Annotated in this window: 11 protein-coding genes; 3 read left to right on the forward strand and 8 right to left on the reverse strand. The window is 72.8% G+C overall.

The window, feature by feature from the left end:
* The first annotated feature begins 22 nt into the window (after positions 1-22).
* Positions 23-5,365 carry a pullulanase-type alpha-1,6-glucosidase gene (gene pulA / locus IF09_RS0103220; protein ID WP_030291636.1) on the forward strand — a complete coding sequence of 1,781 codons (5,343 nt, stop codon included), beginning with the start codon at positions 23-25 and terminating at the stop codon, positions 5,363-5,365.
* On the opposite strand, the gene IF09_RS0103225 is transcribed toward pulA, so the two are convergent.
* From IF09_RS0103225 to IF09_RS0103260, 8 genes are all read right to left on the reverse strand, one after another.
* On the reverse strand, positions 5,352-5,888 hold the full coding sequence (locus IF09_RS0103225) for a GNAT family N-acetyltransferase (protein WP_030291638.1): 537 nt from the start codon (positions 5,886-5,888) through the stop codon (positions 5,352-5,354). The two genes, pulA and IF09_RS0103225, sit on opposite strands and share 14 nt — an antisense overlap.
* A gap of 50 nt (positions 5,889-5,938) precedes the next feature.
* Positions 5,939-6,661, reverse strand: coding sequence for a TetR/AcrR family transcriptional regulator (locus tag IF09_RS0103230; protein WP_030291640.1), 723 nt, complete (start codon positions 6,659-6,661; stop codon positions 5,939-5,941).
* A 30-nt stretch (positions 6,662-6,691) separates the two neighbouring features.
* Positions 6,692-7,741: a PDR/VanB family oxidoreductase gene (locus IF09_RS0103235; protein WP_030291642.1), complete on the reverse strand. Its 1,050-nt coding sequence runs from the start codon at positions 7,739-7,741 to the stop codon at positions 6,692-6,694.
* Entirely contained in the window at positions 7,738-8,634 is an 897-nt protein-coding gene (locus IF09_RS0103240; protein WP_030291644.1) for a metal-dependent hydrolase, read from the reverse strand. The genes IF09_RS0103235 and IF09_RS0103240 overlap by 4 nt, the downstream gene beginning before the upstream one ends.
* A gap of 122 nt (positions 8,635-8,756) precedes the next feature.
* Positions 8,757-10,169, reverse strand: coding sequence for a hypothetical protein (locus tag IF09_RS0103245; RefSeq protein WP_030291645.1), 1,413 nt, complete (start codon positions 10,167-10,169; stop codon positions 8,757-8,759).
* Positions 10,170-10,327: 158 nt separating this feature from the next.
* Complete coding sequence (locus IF09_RS0103250; RefSeq protein ID WP_037633819.1) at positions 10,328-12,271, reverse strand: hypothetical protein; 1,944 nt, start codon at positions 12,269-12,271, stop codon at positions 10,328-10,330.
* A 98-nt stretch (positions 12,272-12,369) separates the two neighbouring features.
* Positions 12,370-13,167, reverse strand: a complete 798-nt coding sequence (locus IF09_RS0103255; protein ID WP_030291650.1) for a tyrosine-protein phosphatase — start codon at positions 13,165-13,167, stop codon at positions 12,370-12,372.
* A gap of 100 nt (positions 13,168-13,267) precedes the next feature.
* Positions 13,268-13,870, reverse strand: a complete 603-nt coding sequence (locus tag IF09_RS0103260) for a rhomboid-like protein (RefSeq protein WP_106974978.1) — start codon at positions 13,868-13,870, stop codon at positions 13,268-13,270.
* 65 nt (positions 13,871-13,935) lie between these two features.
* Between IF09_RS0103260 and IF09_RS0103265 the strand changes: the two genes are divergently transcribed.
* Complete coding sequence (locus tag IF09_RS0103265) at positions 13,936-14,724, forward strand: hypothetical protein (protein WP_030291654.1); 789 nt, start codon at positions 13,936-13,938, stop codon at positions 14,722-14,724.
* Positions 14,725-14,812: 88 nt separating this feature from the next.
* Positions 14,813-16,327 (forward strand): PepSY-associated TM helix domain-containing protein, encoded by a 1,515-nt coding sequence (locus IF09_RS0103270; protein WP_030291656.1) that lies wholly within the window; start codon positions 14,813-14,815, stop codon positions 16,325-16,327.
* The last annotated feature ends 44 nt before the right edge of the window (positions 16,328-16,371 follow it).

Below are 16,371 nucleotides of genomic sequence, written 5' to 3' on the forward strand. Positions count from 1 at the left end.
CACGTACACAAGGAGACCCGCCTTGATACGCCCCGCCGCAGGAGTGCTCGCCGCCGCCCTGGCCGTGACGCTCCTGCCCGCCCTCCCGGCAGCGGCCGCAGCGCCGCCCGCCCCGCCCTCGGACGCGAAGCTGGCCGCCGAGCCGGCACGCCACGACCTGACCCGGGAACAGTTCTACTTCGTCCTCCCGGACCGGTTCGCGAACGGTGATCCGCGCAACGACACCGGCGGCCTGACCGGCACCCGGCTCGAGACCGGGCTGGACCCGACGGACAAGGGCTTCTACCAAGGCGGCGACCTCAAGGGCCTGACCGACCGGCTCGACTACATCAAGGGGCTCGGCACCACCGCCATCTGGATGGCGCCGATCTTCAAGAACCAGCCGGTGCAGGGCAAGGGGGCCGATGTCTCCGCCGGGTACCACGGGTACTGGATCACCGACTTCACGCAGGTCGACCCGCACTTCGGCACCAACGCCGACCTGGAGCGGCTGATCGACAAGGCGCACGCGAAGGGGATGAAGGTCTTCTTCGACGTCATCACCAACCACACCGCCGACGTCGTCGACTACCGGGAGCAGTCGTACTCCTACCTGTCGAAGGGGGCCTTCCCCTACCTGACCAAGGGCGGGGTGCCTTTCGAGGATGCCGACTACGCGGCCGGGAAGAAGAAGTTTCCGCAGGTCGACGCCGAGTCCTTCCCGCGGACCCCGTTCGTGCCCGATGCGAAGAAGGGCCTGAAGGCCCCCGCCTGGCTCAACGACCCGACGATGTACCACAACCGGGGCGATTCCACCTTCGCCGGGGAATCCTCCGGCCAGGGTGACTTCTTCGGCCTCGACGACCTGTGGACCGAGCGCCCCGAGGTCGTCACCGGCATGGAGAAGATCTACGAGAAGTGGGTCAAGGACTTCGCGATCGACGGCTTCCGCATCGACACGGTCAAGCACGTCAACACCGAGTTCTGGACGCAGTGGGCCACCGCCCTCGACAAGTACGCCGCCCAGCGCGGCCGGAAGAACTTCTTCATGTTCGGCGAGGTCTACTCCGCCGACACCGCCGTCACCTCCCCGTACGTGACGCGCGGGCGCCTCGACGCCACCCTCGACTTCCCCCTCCAGGACGCGATCCGGGCGTACGCCTCCCAGGGCGCGGCGGCCTCGCGACTGGGCTCCGTACTGGGTGACGACTACCGGTACACCACGGACAAGGCGAACGCGTACGAGCAGGTCACCTTCCTCGGCAACCACGACATGGGCCGCTTCGGGAGCTTCCTGAAGCAGGACCGGCCGGGGGCGGGAGAGCAGGAGCTGCTGGACCGGTACCGGCTCGCCAACGAGCTGATGTTCTTCTCCCGGGGCAACCCGGTGGTGTACTCCGGCGACGAGCAGGGCTTCACGGGCGCCGGCGGTGACAAGGACGCGCGGCAGCCGCTGTTCGCCACGAAGGTCGCCGACTACCTGGACGACGACCAGCTCGGAACGGCGCGCACCCATGCCGGCGATGCCTATGATCCGGCCCATCCGCTGTACCGCCAGATCGCCGCACTGTCCCAGCTGACCAAGGCCCACCCCGCTCTGCGGGACGGCGTCCAGACCGAGCGGCTCGCCCGCGACTCCGTCTACGCGTTCACGCGCACCGACGCGCGCTCCAAGGCCGAGTACGCGGTCGCGGTGAACAACGCCCCCGAGCCGGTCACCATCGACATGCCGGTCGGCAGCGCGGCGGGTACCGAGTTCAAGGCTCTGTACGGGGGTTCGGGTTCGTCACGGGTCACGCCCGCCGGCATCCGTGTGGTCGTCCCGGCCCTCGGATCCGTCGTACTGCGTGCAGGCGTGCCCCTCACCAAGCCCGCCACGGCTCCCGGCATCACCCTCAAGGCCCCGGCGGCAGCCACCGGTGCCGTCGAGCTCTCCGCCGACGTCACCGGCGGCGGCCTGAACCGGGTCGTCTTCGCCGCCCAGACCGGCACCGGGAAGTGGCAGGTCCTCGGCTCCGCCGACCACGCCCCGTACAAGGTCACCCAGCACATCACGGCCCCGGCCGGCACCCCGCTGCGCTACAAGGCCGTCGTCGTCGACGCCTCCGGCCGTACCGCGAGCGCCCTCGCGGAGTCCGTCTCCGGCCAGGTACCGCCCGTGGAGCCCCCGACCGCCACCCAGCGCGACTACGCCGTCGTCCACTACAACCGCCCCGACGGCGACTACACCAACTGGCGGCTCTATGCCTGGGGCGACCTCGCCGACGGCGAAGCCACCCCCTGGCCCGCCGGCCACGACTTCACCGGCCGCGACGCGTACGGCGCCTTCGCCTACGTCAGGCTCAAGCCCGGTGCCTCCTCGGTCGGTTACCTCGTCATCGACAAGGACGGCAACAAGGACGTCGCCGCCGACCGCACCCTCGACGTGACGAAGACCGGCGAGGTCTGGCTCGAGCAGGGCAAGGAAGCCGCCCGCACCGACCGCCCCGCCTACCCGCCGCAGGACCAGACCAAGGCCGTCCTCCACTACCAGCGCGCCGACGGCGCCTACGACGGCTGGGGCCTGCACGTCTGGACCGGCGCCGCCACCCCCACCGACTGGTCCAAGCCGCTGGCGCCCGCCCGCACCGACTCCTACGGCGCGGTGTACGAGGTCCCGCTCGCGGCCGGGGCGACCAGCCTCAGCTACATCCTCCACAAGGGCGACGAGAAGGACCTCCCCTCCGACCAGTCCCTGGACCTGAAGGCCACCGGCCACGAGGTCTGGATGCTGGGCGGCCGGGCCCCGTACCTCCTCCCGCAGCCCGCCGGCTCCTCCGCCGCCCTGGACCTCACCAAGGCCCAGGCCGTCTGGATCGACCGCGACACCCTCGCCTGGAACGCCCCCGCGGCCGCCGCCTCCGTCCAGCTCCTCGCCTCCCGTGGAGGCACGATCACCGCGGAGAACGGCATCCTGCACGCGGACGGCGCGCAGTGGCTGCGCCTGGCCGCGGCCGAGCTCACCGCTGCCCAGAAGAAGAAGTTCCCGCACCTTTCGTCGTACCAGGCGTTCACCGTCGACCCCCGCGACCGGGACCGCGTCCGGGAGGCCCTGCGCGGCCAGCTCGTTGCGAGCGCCCGCGCCGCGAACGGCGCCGTCCTGGCCGCGACCGGCGTGCAGCTCGCCGGCGTACTCGACGACCTGTACGCGAACACGGCCGCGCTCGGCCCCGTCTTCAAGGACGGCCGCCCCACGCTCTCCGTCTGGGCCCCCACCGCCCAGCAGGTCGCCCTCGAGCTCGACGGCCGCACCATCGCCATGCACCGCGACGACACCACCGGCGTCTGGTCGGTGCGCGGCGAGCGCGGCTGGACCGGCAAGCCGTACCGCTACGCCGTGACCGTGTGGGCCCCGAGCACCCGCCAGGTGGTCCGCAACCTGGTCACCGACCCGTACTCCACCGCCCTGACCACCGATTCCGTGTACAGCCTGGCCGTCGACCTGGCCGACCCGAAGCTGGCCCCGCCCGGCTGGGGCGCACTGCGCAAGCCCGCGCCCGTCCCCTTCGCCTCGGCCCAGATCCAGGAGCTCCACATCCGCGACTTCTCGGTCGCGGACCGTACGAGCACGCACCCCGGCCAGTACCTGGCCTTCACCGACACCGGTTCGGCGGGCATGCAGCACCTGCGCTCCCTGGCCGCGTCCGGCACCTCGTACGTCCACCTTCTGCCCGCCTTCGACATCGGGACCATCCCGGAGAAGGCCTCCGACCGCACCGAACCCGCCTGCGACCTGAAGGTGTACGCGCCGGACTCGCCGGAGCAGCAGGCCTGCGTGGCCGCCGCGGCCGCGAAGGACGCGTACAACTGGGGCTACGACCCGCTGCACTACACCGTGCCGGAGGGCTCGTACGCGAGTGACCCCCACGGCACGGCCCGGACGGTCGAGTTCCGCAGGATGGTCCAGTCGCTGAACGGGGCCGGCCTGCGCACGGTGATGGACGTGGTCTACAACCACACCGTGGCGTCAGGCCAGTCCGACAAGTCGGTGCTGGACCGCATCGTGCCGGGGTACTACCAGCGGCTGCTGGCGGACGGCTCGGTCGCCAACTCCACCTGCTGCGCCAACACGGCCCCCGAGAACGCCATGATGGGCCGCCTCGTCGTGGACTCCATCGTCACCTGGGCCAAGGAGTACAAGGTCGACGGCTTCCGCTTCGACCTGATGGGCCACCACCCGAAGGCGAACATCCTGGCCGTCCGCCAGGCCCTCGACGCGCTCACGCCCGCCAAGGACGGCGTCGACGGAAAGAAGATCATCCTCTACGGGGAGGGCTGGAACTTCGGCGAGGTCGCGGACGACGCCCGCTTCGTCCAGGCCACGCAGAAGAACATGGCCGGCACCGGCATCGCCACCTTCTCGGACCGTTCGCGCGATGCGGTCCGCGGCGGCGGCCCCTTCGACGAGGACCCGCGCGTCCAGGGCTTCGCCTCCGGCCTGTTCACGGCCCCGAACGCCTCACCCGCGAACGGCACCGCGGACCAGCAGCGGGCCCGGCTCCTGCACGCCCAGGACCTGATCAAGGTCGGGCTGTCCGGCAACCTCGCCTCGTACGCCTTCACGGACACCACGGGCCGGCGCACCAAGGGCTCCGAGGTGGACTACAACGGCTCCCCGGCCGGCTACGCGGCGGCCCCGGGCGACGCCCTCGCCTACGCGGACGCCCACGACAACGAGACCCTGGCCGACGCCCTGACGTACAAGCTCCCGGACGGCACTTCCACCGCCGACCAGGCCCGCATGCAGGTCCTGGCGATGGCCGTCGGCACCCTCTCGCAGGGCCCGTCGCTGTCCCAGGCGGGCACGGACCTGCTCCGTTCGAAGTCCCTGGACCGCAACTCGTACGACAGCGGCGACTGGTTCAACGCCGTCCACTGGGACTGCCGCGAAGGCAACGGCTTCGGCCGCGGGCTGCCGCCGGCCGCCGACAACGGTTCCAAGTGGCCGTACGCGAAGCCCCTGCTGGCAGGTCGTTCCACACCCGCCTGCGCCGACATCACCGGAGCCTCGGCGGCCTACCGCGACCTGCTGCGGATCCGTACGACGGAACCGGCGTTCGCCCTCACCACACCCGAGGCGGTCCAGGCCGCGCTGGCGTTCCCGCTCTCCGGCAAGGACGAGACCCCGGGGGTGATCACCATGACCCTCGGCGACCTGGTGGTGGTCTTCAACGCCACGCCCACCGCTCAGGCCCAGCGCATTCCGGCCCTCGCGGGCACCGCCTACGCCCTGCACCCGGTCCAGGCGGCCGGATCCGACCCCGCGGTCAAGCAGGCGGCGTACGACGCACGGACAGGAGAGTTCACGACCCCGCCCCGCACCGTGTCGGTCTTCACACGACGGTGAGCTGATCGAGCCGCTTCTCGAGCAGGATCACCCCGTACACCCGGCCGTCCTTGCCCTCCTTGTGGGGGTACTCCCCGACCACCCGGTAGCCCGCACCCCGGTAGTACGCGAGCAGCCGGGGGTTGGTGGAGACGCAGTCCAGCCGCGCCCGCGGCAACCCCGACCCGGCGATCCGGCGCTCGGCATGTTCGAGCAGCCGGCGCCCGGCGCCCGCGGGCGCGGTTTCGCGATCCACCATCAGCCGGTGCACGTAGCCGGCGACCGGCGGCTGCACGCCCCAGGCCTCCTCGTCGGACCACCACAGCTCGTACGCGCCGATGATCCGTCCGTCGCTGTCCCCGGCGAGCCACACCTCGCCCCCGCGCATCTTCGCCAGGAAGTGCGCGGCGTCCTTGTCCCCGGGCTTCCACTGGTCGATCCCGTGCTTGCGCATCCATCGGGCGGCCTGGTCGTACAGGGCCACCAGCGTGGCGGCGTCCTTCTCCACGGCGCGCCGGAACAAGATCCCGTCATCAATGATCACGCGGGTATTATCACGCGGATGATCACCGGGGGCCGGTCACCGGGGGCCCGTCAGCGGGGGCCGGGCACCCCGGCCTCCACCGTTGCGGGGACGAGCCCCACGAGCCGCCCGACCAGCTCGCCGAACGGCCCGTCGGACGGTTCGTCGGCGAGGATCCGCCCGAGGATCCCGGCCATCTCCGTGTCGTACGCGGCACTTACGGCGGCCAGCGCGGCGAAGTCGTGCACGAGCTGCAGCTCCAGCTCGGCCCGCGGGATCTTCCGCCCCTCCAGCCAGATCAGTGCGGTGGACTCCGCGAGCGACACCCATGACCGCACCACGAGCTCCAGGCGCGCGGGCGGCTTCTCGATTCCGATGTGCGTGACGATCTGCTCGTACGCGGCCTGGCGGACCTCGTCGATCATCGCGTTGGTCCGGTTGCTCCCGACCGCCGGGCCGCCGCGCATCAGCGCCGAGAACCCGGGCCCGTGGTCGTCGACGAACGCGAAGAACCGGCCCATGACACGCAGCAGCCGTGCCCCGAGCGGACCCTCCTGCGGCTCCACGAACCGCTGCGCGAGCTCATCGGCGGCCCGCCGCAGCGCGGCCTCGTACAGGCTCAACTTGCCCGGAAAATAGTGGTAGACGAGCGGCCGGGATATCCCCGCGGCCGCCGCGATCTCGTCGATCGACACGTCGTCGGGCGACCGGTGGCTGAACAGCTCCAGGGCCACCCCGATCAGCTGCTGCCGCCGCTCCTCGACACCCATCCTGCGCCGCGTCCCGGTAGTCATGCGGACACCCTACTGGGCCCGCAGCAGGGCTCAGAGATCCAGGACCAGGCGGTCGTCCTTGGCGCGGGAGACGCAGAGGAGCATCGAGTCCTCGCGTTCCCGGTCCGTGAGGAGGGTGTCGCGGTGGTCGACCTCGCCTGCCAGGACGCGGTGTTGGCAGGTGCCGCAGAAGCCCTGTTCGCAGGAGTACGGGGTGGTGGGGAGTTCCCGGCGGACCGCGGTCAGGGTGGACTCGTCCGCCGCCACCTCGATCGTGCGGCCCGAGCGGTGGAGTTCGACCGTGAAGGGGTGGGAGGCCCCCGTCGTGGCGGTGGTTGCCGTGAAGCGTTCCACTTGGACCGGGGCGGCGGGCGCGGCTGCCGCTTCGACCGCCTTCATCAAGGGGTCCGGGCCGCAGCAGTAGATCAGGGTGCCGGGGGCCGTTGCGGTGAGCGGTGTGAGGTCGGGGTGGCCCGCCTCGTCCTGCGGGGTGATCGTGACCCGGGGGCCGTACGCGTCCAGTTCGGCGATGAACGGCATGGAGGAGCGCGAGCGGCCGCCGTAGATCAGGGTCCAGTCCGCGCCCGCCGCCTCGGCCGCGCGCAGCATCGGGAGGATGGGCGTGATGCCGATTCCGCCCGCGATGAAGACGTACGAGGAAGACGGCTCCAGTGCGAAGCGGTTGCGGGGCGGGCGTACGGCCAGCTCCGCGCCCTCCACCAGCTGGGCGTGCGCCTCGCGGGAGCCGCCGCGGCCGTCCTCGATCAGGCGGATCGCGATCGTGTAGCGGCCCGCGTCCGCCGGGTCACCGCAGAGGCTGTACTGGCGGACCAGGCCCGAGGGGAGCCGTACGTCCACGTGCGCTCCCGGCGTCCACGGCGGGAACTCCGGGGATTCGAGGGTCAGGGCCATGACCCCGTCGGCCGGCTCCGTACGGGACACGATCAGGGCGGGCAGCCAACGCCGCGGGGAGTGGCCCGAGACCGGGGTCTCCAGCGCCGGGAGGGGCCACAGCGGGGAGCGGGCGATGCGCCCCCGCAGGGCGCGGCGGGTCAGCAGGGCCGCGCCCGCCAGCGCCGCCGCCTTCAGAGCGCGGCTCATGCGGTGGCACCGCCGTTCGCGCCGGGCGAGGAGGCCAGGTAGGCCACGGCCTGGGCCGTCGAGCCCTCCTGGGAGGGGTGGTACGTACGGGAGAGGTACGTCGGGATCGACTTGAGCATGGCTCCCGCAGAAGGGAGCGTGCCCTGCCGGCCCGCGCGGAAGAACTGGCCGAGCGAGGCCTTGGCGCCGGGCAGCTCCGGGTCGTTCTCCATGAAGAAGCGGGCGCCCCGCTGCCACAGGAAGACGAGGGCCGTGAACGCGGTGGCCCAGGTCCGGGCCCGCCGGCGGTAGCCGCCGTCCACGTGCATGAAGAGGTCGAAGGCCACCGAGCGGTGCTCCACCTCCTCCGCGCCGTGCCAGCGCAGCAGGTCCAGCATCATCGGGTCCGCCCCCCGACGGTCCAGTTCGTCCGCGTTGAGCACCCAGTTCCCGAGGAACGCCGTGTAGTGCTCGATCGCCGCGATCATCGCGACCCGCTCCATGAGCCACCAGTGCCGGGCCTTGCCCGGGGGCAGCGTCCGGTCGCCCAGCAGCTTCTCGAAGAGCCAGTCCACCTGCGCCGTGTACGGGGTCGGGTCCAGGCCGAGCCGCTTCAGGTGGGGGAGCACGTCGTCGTGCGCGGCGGCGTGCATGGCCTCCTGCCCGATGAACCCGATGACGTCCGCGCGCAGTTGCTCGTCCTTGATGTACGGGAGCACCTGCTTGTAGACGTGTACGAACCAGCGCTCGCCCGCGGGCAGCAGCAGGTGCAGCACGTTGATGGTGTGCGTGGCGAACGGGTCGCCGGGCAGCCAGTGGAGCGGGGTGTCCTCCCAGCCGAAGGACACGTTCCGCGCCTTGAGGTCCATGTGTTCCGACGCCACGGGGACGGGCGCGAGCGGCGTATTAGACATGGCGTCAATGTACTGAGGGGTAGGACAGAGGAAAACCCCTCTGCGCCCACCACTTCACGCAAGAGTCCCCCGGGGCGCGCACCGCGCCCGGGGGACTCAGGTCTGCCGTCCGGCTCGTCCGGCTAGCGCTCGGCGTGGCCGCTCGCGAGGGTCCACTCGCGGTTGAGCGTGCCCAGCGGGATCTTGCGCTCGAAGAGCGGCGTGCCGAACAGGGAGAGCTGCAGGTGCAGGTTCCCGCTCAGGTCGAAGCCGCCGTACAGCGCCCAGGAGCCGCTGAGGGAGGTCTTGCCGTCGCTGGACGCGCTGGCCTTGGCGTCGGCCTCGCCGCGCAGGTACGGGGCGAAGTCCGCACTGACGCCGACAGCCCCGTACAGACCGACCGAGGCCTCGGCGCCGAGCGCGCCCTTGACCTTGCCGGCGGCGGTGACGCTCGCCTTGACCGGCGTGCTCTGCACGTTCGACGCGCTGACCGGCGTCCAGCCCTTGCCCGTCGCGTAGCTGCCGCCGACCTTGAAGTCGCCCTTGACGTCCTGCTGGACGTCGAGGGTCACGCGGCCGTCGGCCTCTACCTGGACGTAGCAGGTCAGGTCGAGGTTCACGACGACCGGCACCGGGCCGACCTGGATGACCGGAGCGCTGTGCAGCTTGGCGAACGGGATCCGCTTCGCCGCCCCGGTGCTCGCCGCGGCGCGGCCCTGGAGCTTCCACTGCGAGGACCAGTCGCCGCTCATGCCGAGGAAGGCGGACCGCGGACCGCCGCCCGAGCTGCCGTCGTACGAGAACTCCACCTGGGGGGCGAGCTGGACGAACCCGGACACCGAGGCTCCGGCGGAGGCGGGGGCGTCCGGGGCGGTGTCGACGGCGGCGTTCACGTCGAGCCGCAGGTTGCCGAGGGGCAGCTTGGCGCCCTCGGGGCCGAACTTCACGCCCTGGCCCTTGGCCCAGGAGAAGGTGACGCCCTTCATCAGGGGTTCGACGGTGACCGTTGACGGGTCGACGGGCACCTTGCCGTCGGCCTTGTCGTCGTTCAGGACGGTGGCCAGCGTCGTGGAGGCGGTCTTGACCTCGGTGCCGCGGTCGGTCTTCCCGACGACCTCGGTGACCTTGGCGAGCAGGCCGTTGGGGGCGCCGGGCGCCGGCGCACTGGCGATGACGTCGCCCACGGCGACGGGCTTGTCGGCCGTCGGGGAGGGCGAGGAGGAGGGGGAGGCGGACTTCGTCGGCTTCGGTGCGGGCCCCTGCGGGGCCTTGGCTATGACGGCCCGTCCGCTCGCCTGGTCGTACGAGGCGACCTTCAGCGAGGACTGCTCCGTCTTCCCCTTTCCGCCGGCGCGGGCCACGGCCGCCGGGGTCGGCGTCCCCTGGGGCGCCGCGGCCACGTCGAGCTGCTGCGACGTGCCGTCGCCCGCGGGCGCGAGGGTGGCGGGGGCGGCCGCGTCGGCGGCGCCGGTGTGTGGTGTCGAGGAGCAGCCGGTGGCGGTGAGCGCCAGGGTGGTCAGGCCGGGCAGGAGGAACCGTCGGGCGAGCGTGCGCACGTGGGTGAACCTTCAGTACGTGAGGGGGGTGTTGGCGGGTTACCGCGAGGTAACCGGAATCCGATCATGCCATGGGTGCGCTGCGGCAGTCATGTCCGGATCCCGCCAACTCCCCGGCCGTTCTTGACGGTTGAAGATTCACCCACCCTGCTGTGCGACTACCGGAGCACCCCCGCCTTCGTACCGTCCGTGAGCTTGCCCGCCAGCTCCACCTGTGCGCCCGCCGGCGCCTTCACCGCCAGCCGGTTGCCGTTCGCGGACCCGCTCACCCCGCTGCCCGACACCGACAGCGACGCGAACTGCGCACTGCCCGCCGCCAGCACGTACCACTGGCCCGCCTTCGACTTCCACAGCACGCCCGCCAGCACCCGCGGCTCCCGCGGCCCGCACGCCGGCGAGCCCTCCGCCTTCGCCGCCTGCGCGGCCAGCGGGGCGCCCGGGGTCAGGAACTGGGCCTGCACCCGGTCCTCCGTACCCGCCCAGGTCTCCGCCCGGGTGCACAGCCACGTCGCCGTGCCGTCGCCCTCGGGCAGCGGCTGCTTCGCGTACGTCCAGGCGTTGACGCTGCGGACGCCGTGCGAGCGGACCGACGGCAGCAGGCACGCGATCCGCGACCAGTCGCCGAGCTCCGCACCCTCCGCCACATCGCGCTCCGCACCCGGCGCGCCCGAGGTCAGCCGGGCCGGGGTCAGCTCGCCGAGGTCGGTGACCAGCCGGGTGGAGGCGTTGCCGGTCAGCGCCAGGGCGTTCCAGCCTGTGCAGTTGCCGGACGGCGCGGGGCTCGCCACCGGCGGGGTGATCCCTTCCTGGCTCAGCTTCAGCGCCACCGGGGCTTCACCGGGCTTCAGCAGGTCCCGCAGCCCCACGCCGGTGACCCACGGCGCGGTCAGGTAGCGGACGTTGCCGTCGACCCGGCTCAGTACGAGCGCGGCTGAGTTCTCCGCCGAGGCGCCGTCGGTCCGGGCGAAGTCGAGGGCGGCGACCGAGGTCCCGGTACGCGGTTCGGCGTACCGGACCACGCGCAGGCCGTCGTACAGCAGGACCACGACCGCCTGGTCGACGGTGCCCGCGAACAGCAGCTGCGGCGGGCCCATCGGCGGTCCGGGCGGCGTGCCGGGGGTGCCCGAGGCGACCACCGTCGGCCCCGGCCGGGCCCAGACGGCCAGCGCGCGGCGCAGCAGCTCGGAGTCGTCGGCGCGGTCGCCGCGCGCGGGCCAGGTGGAGAAGCCCGTACGGGAGGACGTACGCCAGAGCGAGGGCGCGACCCGGACCAGCTTGCCCGGATCCAGGGCCTGTTCCGCAGCCGCGTTGCGTGCGTACGGCGGAGCCGCCGCCCCGTCCGCGCCCCAGCCGCCGCCGGGCAGCGCCAGCAGGGCCCCGCACACGGCGAGGGCGGCCGCGGCGGCCAGAGCGGCCCGGACGAACCGGCGCCGGCGCAGCAGGTCGGTGGGCCGCGCCTGGAGCACGCAGGGATCGAACTCGGGGGAGGCGAACAGGGCGTCGTTGGCCGGATCCCCCGACTCCGCGACCGCGGCGGCGGGGTTCGCGACCCCGGCCTCGGTCAGCACCCGGAGCACCTCGGACTCCGGCAGCCGCTCGAGGGCGCGCAGCACGCAGGCCGCCCGGCCCGGCCCGTCGAGGGTGGCCAGCCACTGGTCCAGCGCCAGCTCCTCGGCCCCGCCCGAGCGCGGGAACAGCCGCAGGCCCCACACCTGGGGGAGCAGCGGAGGCAGCTGCGCCCGCCGGGGCAGCGCCCGGAAGGTCAGCGGAATCCCGGCCTCCAAGGCGGCGCGCAGCACCCGCAGACGGACGTACGCGTACCCGGACTCGGTGCCCGCGGTCCCGCGCTGGCCCGGCACCCCGCCCTGCACCGCGGCTGCGGCGGCGGCCTCCGCACCGGCGCCGCGCCGCCCGCGCGGCAGGGCGCGCTGGGCCAGCGAATGGGCGGTGAGCACCCGGCGGTTGCGGCCGAGGGCGGGCGGCAGCACCAGATAGGCGAGCCGCACCAGCCGCGGGTAGTGCTCGACGATGGCGGCCTCGGCCAGCTCGACGTCGGGCGGCACGGGAGACGGGGGGCGGGTGGCGGTATCCGGCGCAGTCACGTTCAGCAGAACGAGCGAATCGTCGGATGGTCACCCCTCCCCAGGTCACACGTTCGGGTCGAATACCGGCCGCGGGAGGGGGGCGGGGCAGGCCCGGATCAGGCCACGAGGCGGGCGCGGAGCGCCTCGACCGTCTCGTCGGGGACGCCGAGACCCTCGCGCACGTACTTCTCCATCGAGCCGTACCGCGTGTTCACCTCGTCGAGCGCGGCCTCCAGGTACGAGGGGAACACGCCGATCAGGCCGAGCGCGATGTCCGGGTTGCCGCCGGCGACGATGAAGCCCTCGATCAGCGGAGCGAAGGCCTGCTTGACCGCCGGATTGACGGAGAGGTATTCGGCCATCAGGGTCTCGTCGTCCGCGCCGAGCAAAGACAGGACGACGGTCGCGCCCCAGCCCGTACGGTCCTTGCCCGCCGTGCAGTGGAACAGCAGCGGGCCCGCGTCCGGGTCCGCGAGCTCGGTGAGCAGGATCCGGTACGCGGCCTGCGCGGAAGCGGTGTTCACGAAGGACCGGTAGGTGTCGGCGAACAGCTTCTGCACCTTGCCGCCACCCAGGTGCTCCTCCGCCACCGCCGGGTCCGACAGCAGGTCCTTGAGCTGCGTGGCGGCCGGCATCCTGCCGGAGCGCAGCTTGTCGGCGAGGACGTCGCTGATCAGGAGGCGGACGCCCGCCGGTATCCGGTCCGGGTGGTCGGCGCGCTCGGGGTCGGTGCGGAAATCGATGACCGTACGCAGGCCCAGCGCGGCCACGACCGGGTCGGCGTCGACGTCGAGCCGGTCGAGCTGGCCGGAGCGCAGGGCCAGTCCGGGACGGACGGTGCGCCCGCCGGACAGGGGGGTACCGCCGAGGTCGCGCAGGTTGGCGACGGTGGTGGAGGGGGTGGTCGTGGTCATCGTGGCGACTCCAGCGGTGTGCAGGCGGTGCGAGCGGTGCAGAGGGCGGGTGGGCGGTGCGGGTCATGCGGATCGTGCGGGTCGTGCGGGTCGTCCGTGTTCACCCGATTTTCGGATGTTTCGTCCCGGATAGGTAATCGAGCGCGAGCGAGACCCCGACCCCGATCCCCAGCGCCGCGAGGTGCCCGGCGTCCGTGAAGGTCCGGTCCCGCCTGAGCACCGGCCCCGCGGCGAGCGCCAGCAGTCCCACCCGGGCGGCCGTACGGACCGGCCCGCGCGGCAGTGCGGAGGTCAGTGCGCCGAGCACGGCGTTGAACCCGTAGCTGGTCCCCACGTCCACGGCACGCCGGGTCGGCAGATCGGCCGTCCGGCGCAGGGCGCCGTAGACGAGGAGGGTCGCCGTGGCGTGCCCGAACGCGAACACCGCGGCCGTCCACCAGGCCCCGTACGCGTACTCCGCGTACCCGAGGACCGCGACGAGCAGCAGCGCGTACGGCAGCGGCATCGGCTCCTCGACGACGAAGGCGCTGCTCAGCAGGGTCTCCCAGCGGCCGGCGGCGAGGTTGTCGACATTCGTCGAGCAGCCCCGCAGCACCCGGGCCCGCTCCGCCGCCCCCAGCCGGTCCAGTGCGTAGGCGCCGAGTTGGACCCCGCCCGCATACACCACGCCGAGGGCCGGCGGCGGCCATGGCAGTGAATTCATCCGATCATGATCGGATACGACCCCGGGGCTGGCGGAACCGGGTCCCGTGCGAGCATGTTCCAGCCATGCCAGTGATGCCCGCGCCGATGCGCACCGCACGGGCCGCGATGTTCGCGGCGGTGTGCACCGCATTGGGTGCTGTGGGGCATTCGTACATGTCCGGCACGGATATCCCGCTGATGGGCCTTCTGGGTGCTTTCGGGGTGACCGGCGGGCTCGCATGGCTCGCAGCCGGGCGCCGCCGCGGACCCGTCGGGATCAGCGCGGCGCTGCTCGCCGTCCAGGGCGTACTGCACCTGGTCTTCTCCGGCAGCCAGGCGGGACACGGCGGCCACACCGGTCACGCCGGGTACGCCGGCCGCACCGCGAGGTCCCTGCCCCTGCCCCTGTCCATGCCCGAGCCGATGCCCGGGCACCACCGCCTGGCGGGCACGGCGCTGCCGGAGACGGCGGCCGGCGCCACCGGTACGGACGGCATGGCCGGGATGGCGGACATGAGCGGGATGGCGGGCACGGCCGACATGGCCGGGCACGGCGGCCTCGGCATGATCGCCGCGCACGTGCTCGCCGGGCTGTTCTGTGCCGCCTGGCTGGCGTGGGGCGAGGCCGCCGTGTGCCGGCTGGCCGCGGTCCTCGGCTCCGCCGCGCTGCTGGCGGCCCGGCCGCTCGCCCGCGCGGTCGCCCTGCTCCGGGCCCGCGTGGCCCCCGTCCCGCCGCGGCCCGCGGCGGGCCCCTCGTACGAACCCCCGCGCAGGCTGCGCGGAGCCGTGCCCGCGCACGCCCTGGTGCGCCGAGGCCCGCCCGGGTGGCGAGACACCCGCGCCACGGCCCCCGGCCGTCCTGCCTGCGCCTGACCGGCGCACCTCCTTCACCGGCGAGGTGGCGGGACCCGGGGCCGGTTCACCCGAGTCTTCGCCCACAGGGCCAACACCTAGGACCCACATGTCCCTTGAAGAGGTTCAGGACGTCCGCATCCCGGACTCCGACACGCCTGACACGCCTGACACACCTGGCACGACTGACACGCCCGTCATAGCCGACGCGTCCTCGAAGCCCGGCACCTGGGCGGCGCTTCGGCCACTGCTCCTGCGCATGCACTTCTACGCGGGGATCCTGATGGCCCCGCTGATGTTCCTCGCCGCCGCCACCGGCCTGCTGTACGCCGCCTCCTGGCAGGCCGAGAAGATCATCTACTCCGACGAACTGACCGTCACCGAGGTCCGCGACAGCACGGTGCCGCTCAGCGCCCAGGTCACGGCCGCCCGGGCCACCGTCCCCGAGGGCAAGGTCGTGGGCGTGTGGCCCGCGCCCGACGCCGAGGCGACCACCCGCGTGATCATGCAGGTTCCGGGGCTCGAGGAGGGGCATACCAGGACCGTTTTCGTGGATCCGTATACGGCCCACGTCAACGGACAGCTGACCACCGAGGGCGACGCGCTGCCGCTGCGCGCGTGGCTCAGCGAGTTCCACTCCAGCCTCCAGCTGGGCGAGTTCGGCCGTCACTACAGCGAGCTCGCCGCGAGCTGGCTGTGGGTCGTCGCACTCGGCGGACTCGCCCTGTGGATCGGCCGCCGCCGGTCCCGCAAGGCCCTGCTCGTCCTGCCCGACCGCGCCGCCACCGGCCGCCGCAAGACCCTCTCCTGGCACGGGGCCGTCGGCCTCTGGGCCGTCGCCGGACTCGTCGCGCTGTCCGCCACCGGCCTGACCTGGTCGAAGTACGCGGGCGAGAACATCGGGCAGCTCCAGGACGGCCTCGGCGGCGCCACCCCGTCCGTGTCCGCGGCCCTCGCGCCCGGTTCAGGCTCCGGCTCCGGCTCGGGCTCCGGCTCGGGCTCCGGCGAGCACGCCGGGCACGGGACGGCCGACGGCACGCAGACGCCCCGGACGCCGGCCGCCGCGGACATCGGCATCGACAAGGCCGTGGCCGCAGCACGCGCCGCCGGGGTCACCGAGGAACTGCGCATCACCCTGCCCGCCAAGGGCAACGGCTATGTGATCAAGGAGCAGGACAAGCAGCTGCCGGTCCACCTGGACTCCGTCGCCGTGGACCCCGCCGACGGCCGGATCATGGACGAGCTCCGCTTCGCCGACTACCCCGTCCTCGCGCAACTGACGCGCTTCGGCATCGACCTGCACATGGGGAAGACCTTCGGCCTCGCCAACCAGATCGCGCTCGCCGCGCTCGCGGTCGCGGTGATGTTCCTGGTCTTCTGGGGCTACCGGATGTGGTGGCTGCGCCGGCCGACCAAGGACCGCACCCTCTCGGTCGGCCGCGCCCAGCCGCGCGGAGCCTGGCGCAAGGTGCCGCTGAGCCTGCTGCTCCCGCTCGCCGCCGTGGTCGCCGTGGTCGGGTGGTTCGTACCGCTGCTCGGCATCAGCCTGGTCGCCTTCCTGGCCGTCGACGTGCTGCTGGGGCTGCTCGCGGCGCGCCGCGCCAAGGCGGCCGCCGCGGTCTAGCCCGGACGGTCCGTCCCGGTGCGCACGGTGGGCCCGTAGTCCGC

It is taken from the genome of Streptomyces katrae (assembly GCF_000717655.1).
GTDB lineage: Bacteria > Actinomycetota > Actinomycetes > Streptomycetales > Streptomycetaceae > Streptomyces > Streptomyces katrae_B.